The 4,755-nt window shown below is 69.8% G+C and carries 4 protein-coding genes; 2 read left to right on the forward strand and 2 right to left on the reverse strand.

From position 1 onward, the window contains the following. On the forward strand, positions 1–441 hold a 441-nt coding region (locus JMF90_RS24600), incomplete at its 5' end, for a flagella synthesis protein FlgN (RefSeq protein WP_006477557.1). A gap of 57 nt (positions 442–498) precedes the next feature. Here the strand turns inward: JMF90_RS24600 and JMF90_RS24605 are convergent. After that, positions 499–2,349, reverse strand: a complete 1,851-nt coding sequence (locus tag JMF90_RS24605) for a M24 family metallopeptidase (protein ID WP_054928146.1) — start codon at positions 2,347–2,349, stop codon at positions 499–501. A gap of 365 nt (positions 2,350–2,714) precedes the next feature. Here JMF90_RS24605 and JMF90_RS24610 point away from each other — a divergent pair, with 365 nt between their 5' ends. Beyond that, positions 2,715–3,494, forward strand: coding sequence for a helix-turn-helix domain-containing protein (locus JMF90_RS24610; RefSeq protein ID WP_054928147.1), 780 nt, complete (start codon positions 2,715–2,717; stop codon positions 3,492–3,494). A 50-nt stretch (positions 3,495–3,544) separates the two neighbouring features. Here the strand turns inward: JMF90_RS24610 and JMF90_RS24615 are convergent. After that, a partial coding sequence (locus JMF90_RS24615; protein ID WP_201325534.1) for a multifunctional CCA addition/repair protein occupies positions 3,545–4,755 on the reverse strand: 1,211 nt, incomplete at its 5' end.

Genomic DNA, 4,755 nt, shown 5'->3' on the forward strand with positions numbered 1-4,755 from the left:
ATGAGAGAAGAGCTGCTGGCCACGGTCAACGACGAACACGCGACGGTCGAAGCGTTCGCGTCCCTGCTCGTCTACGAGGAAAAGGCGCTGACGACGGCCGAGCCGCTCGAGATGCTGCCCGGGATCGTCGAGAAGAAAAGCGCATTGATCGACCGGCTCGCGCAGCTCGAACGCACGCGCGACACGCAGCTTTCCGCGCTCGGCTTTCCGGCCGGCAAGAAAGGCATGGACCAGGCGGCCGAGCGCGACGCGCGCCTCGCGAGCCGCTGGCAACTGCTGCAACAGGCCGCCGAACGCGCGCGCCAGGCCAACGCGAACAACGGGATGCTGATCCGGATCCGGATGGACTACAACGAGCGCGCGCTCGCGGTGCTGCGCTCGGCGCCCGCGCCGGCCGGCGTGTACGGCCCCGACGGACGCGTGTCGGCGCTCACGCGCTGACCGGCTGACGGCGCGCCGCGCGGCCGACCGGCGGCCGCGCTTCCGCCTTCCCCTTCGTTACAACAGCGGACACGCGGTGACTTGCGTACCGCGTTCCACGCACAGCCGCTCGTAGTCGCGCAGGTACGCACGCTCGGCGTTGTCCAGCAGATCCAGATCGATCAGGTCCCAGTCGTAGCCGACCGTCACGATGTTCTCGAACGTCACGGTGCCGGGCTGCGCGTCGTCCGCCCGCACGATCACGATGTTCTCGATCCGCACGCCGCCCTTGCCCGGCAGGTAGATGCCCGGCTCGACCGAAATCACCGCATTCGGCACCAGCCCGTACGTCGCGCCCGGCGCGAACCGCACGCCGCCCTCGTGCACGTGAATCCCGACGCCGTGCCCGGTGCCGTGGCCGAAATCGTGGCCATGGTCGCGGCACACCTGCCGCACCAGCGCATCGACGTCGCCGCCCGTCGCGGTGGCCGGAAAGCGCGTGACGAGCCCCTTGATGCAGGCCTTCAGCGCGACCGTATAGATCTCGCGCTGCCACGGCTGCGCGACCGTGTCCGGCCGCGTGCGGCGCAGCACGACGCGCGTGCAGTCCGTCGCGAAGCCGGCTTCGTAGTACGCGCCGCTGTCGAGCAGCACGAGTTCGCCTTCGGTCAGCTCGACGTCGGCGCTCGCCGCCGTGTAATGCGCGAACGCGCTGTTCGCGCCGTTCGCCGCGATCGACGGAAACGACAGCGCGACCGCCGAACGTGCGCCGTACGCGTCGTTGATCCTGCGCGCGAGGTCGTACTCGGTGTGGCGCACGCCCGGTTCGCCGGTCTTGGCCCAACGCATCGTCTCGGCGATCGCCGCGCAGCTGCGCGCGAACGCGTCGCGGAACTGGCCGAGCACCGCCGGCGTCTTGCTCGCCCGCATCGCCTCGACCGGGTTGAAATCGGCATGCCGCGCGTGCGGCCACACCCGCTTCACCGCGTCGACGAGCGCGCAGTTCACCGATTCGAAGCCGTAGCACACGTGCTCGACGGCGAACTGCGCGAGAAAGCGCTCGAGCGCCGCGACGTCGCGCCGGATCACCTGCAGCGCCGGATACGAATCGAGCGCGACCTCGCAGCGGTCGCAGCCTTCCGGGAGGAACAAAGCCACCCGCCCGCCGACCGCGAACAGGAAGCCGAGGTGCGACGACGCATTCGGGATGTGATAGCCGCGGCTGTTCAGCAGATACGCGAGATCGTCCGACGCGCAGGTGAAGAACGCCGTCTTGCCGTCGGCCGCGCCGGTATGCGCGGCGAGCCGGCGGTTCAGCGCGTCGAGGTTCTGCACGACGCTCAGGCCGGTCATCGCTGCCGGGATCTCGAAGATCGGCCGCTCGACGTTCCAGCCCGGCAGCGCTATCGCCCGGTCGATCTCGCGCTCGGCGAGGCTCGTCCAGTCGAGCGACGCGGCCTGCGTCTGCTCGAACAGCCGGTTGCGCTGCGCGACGCTGATCCGCCGCGCGTCGTAGCCGACCCGCGCGAGCCGGCTCGCGTGCGCGAGCAGCCAGTCGGCCATCGCCTGCCAGATCGTCACGTTCATGCCGAGCTTCTCGACGCGCACGCGCGCCGGATCGCACTGCTCGTCGGCCTGGAAGTGATAGCGGCCGTCGACGAACAGCACGAACGGCGGCAGATCGAGCGCCTGCGCGGTCGCCGCGCTCAGGAAGATTCCGCAGCCGGCCGAGCCGTCGAAGCCCGACACCGCGTAGCGCGGGTTGTTGCCGCGCGGCAGGTACTCGGTCACGTATTCGTCCTGCGACGTGATCAGCACCGCATCGAGTCGCGCGGCATCGAGCAGGCGCGACAGGCCGGCCTGCGTGTCGGCGACGGACGCGTCGTACGGGGGAAGGCCGGAGAAGCTGTATTTCAGTCGATCGATCATCGGATGCCCGTTATTCATTGTTGTCAGCGGCCGGCGGCGTGCCGCGGCATCGCGCGCCGGGCACGGCACGTCGTTGCGGCGCAGGTCACGCGCGGCCGGGCCGCGCCGCCGGCCGGGAGGCAGGCCTTCGGTAAAATTTTTGTCTCACTTAACTTTGTTTGATGCGCGACAGAATCTAGAGCACGTCGAAATCGAGGTCAAGCCAAGATTTTCGTAGGACTAAAATCGGCGTGCCGCCTGCGGATTCCGGCACAACGCCGATTCGCCCTCGCGACGCTGCGCGGTACAATGCGCCGGCCTCGCCGCCCCGGGCGGCCGCACGGCCCCATTGCCCGCGCCCCGACTCGTTGCCACGAAAGAGATTCATGGATTCAGACCTCATGCGTATCGGCCAGCGCATTCGCCGCCTGCGCCGGGAAGCGAAGAAGACGCTGCTGGAAGTGGCGACCGAAGCGAACCTGTCGGTCGGGTTCCTGTCGCAGGTCGAGCGCCATCTGACGGGCATCTCGCTGTCGTCGCTCGTCAACGTCGCGAAGGCGCTGGGCGTGCCGCTCGGCACGCTGATCGAGCAGCCGCGCCAGGCGCAGCCCGATTCGCACGAGGGCAGCCGCAAGCCGTACGCGCTCGACGCCGCGTCGCAGTGGTACGAGCGGCTGTCCACCACGTTCGACGGCAGCCAGATCAACGCACTGAAGGTGCAGATGATGGAAGGCTACCGGTCGGAATGGGTCGCGCACGGCGGCGACGAATTCGTGTACGTGCTGGCGGGCCGCATCTGCTACACGGTCGGCAAGAAGAATTACCCGCTGACGCCCGGCGACTCGCTGCACTTCGACGCGCGCAAGCGGCATCGCGTGGCCAATGTCGGCGACGGGCCGGCCGAGCTGATCACCGTCAGCACGCTGCCGCTGTTCGACGACAGTGGTGCGGAATTCGTATCCGCGACGACGGAAATCAGGCAATCGAAGCCCGGCGAGCCGCGCGTGAGCCGGCGCGCGCCGGCGTCCAAGCGGGATGACCGCGACGCCGCCGCGGCACGGCCGTCCAGGGCCGGCGCAGCCGAAAAGAAGGCGGCGGCGAAGCCGCGCGCGGCCGCCGGCAAACGCCCGGCGGCCGCGACTCCGGCGCGCAAGAAGAAACAGTAACGGCTGGCCGGCGCGCAGGCCGCGCCTGCTACTTGCCTGCTCCTTGCCGACTACTCGCCGATCGCGAGCGCCTGCGCGACGGCCTGGACCCGCGCGCGATGCACGGCTTCCTTGATCTTCTCCGTATCGTTGCCGATGCCGCGCGCGATCGCGCCGGCGTCGACACTGCGCGCCGCCGCGAGCGCGACGCGCAGCCGCTCGGCCTGCGGATACGGCTGCGCATCGAGCCCGAGTCGGCCGCGCGCATCCGATTCGCACGCCTGCAGCAGCTCGGCGAAGCGCGCCGGCTTGCGCAGCGCGTCGCTGCGCTCGAACAGCCGCACCAGCGCGGCCGCGCCCATCTCCATCACGCGATGCAGGTTGCCGTGCTCGCGCGCGACCACCAGCGCGAGATCGCGGCATTCGTTCGGCACGCGCAGCCGCTCGCACAACGGCTTGAGCAGCTCGACGCTGCGGCTTTCGTGGCCGACGTGGCGCGGCAGCACGTCCGCGGGCGTCGTCCCCTTGCCGAGATCGTGCGTGAGCGCCGCGAAGCGCACCGCCAGCGAATAGCCCTGCTTCGCCGCGTAGTCGACGACCATCATCACGTGCACGCCGGTATCGACTTCCGGGTGGTAATCGGCGCGCTGCGGCACGCCCCACAGCGCGTCGACCTCGGGCAGGATGCGCGCGAGCGCGCCGCAGTCGCGCAGCACGGCGAACATCCGCGACGGCTTCGCTTCCATCAGCCCGCGCGCGATTTCCTGCCATACGCGTTCTGGCACGAGCGCGTCGACCTCGCCCGCATCGACCATCCGCCGCATCAGCGCGAGCGTTTCGTCCGCCACCGTGAAATCCGCGAACCGCGCGGCAAAGCGCGCGATGCGCAGGATTCGCACCGGGTCCTCGACGAATGCGTCGCTCACGTGCCGGAACACGCGCGCACGCAGGTCGGCCTGCCCGTCGAACGGATCGATCACCGGGCCGACCAGCGCGCCTTCCGGGCTCACCTCGCGCGCCATCGCGTTGATCGTCAGGTCGCGCCGCGCGAGATCCTCGTCGAGCGTCACGTCCGGCGCGTAGTGGAACTGGAAGCCGTGATAGCCGGCCGCCGTCTTGCGCTCGGTGCGCGCCAGCGCGTACTCCTCCTGCGTCTGCGGATGCAGGAACACCGGGAAATCCTTGCCGACCGGCCGGAAGCCCTGCGCGGTCATCTGCTCGGGCGTCGCGCCGACCACCACGTAGTCGCGGTCCTGCACCGGCACGCCGAGCAATTCGTCGC

Origin of the sequence: Burkholderia sp. E168m23 (assembly GCF_016586125.1) — a bacterium.
GTDB classification, from domain to species: Bacteria; Pseudomonadota; Gammaproteobacteria; order Burkholderiales; family Burkholderiaceae; genus Burkholderia; species Burkholderia orbicola.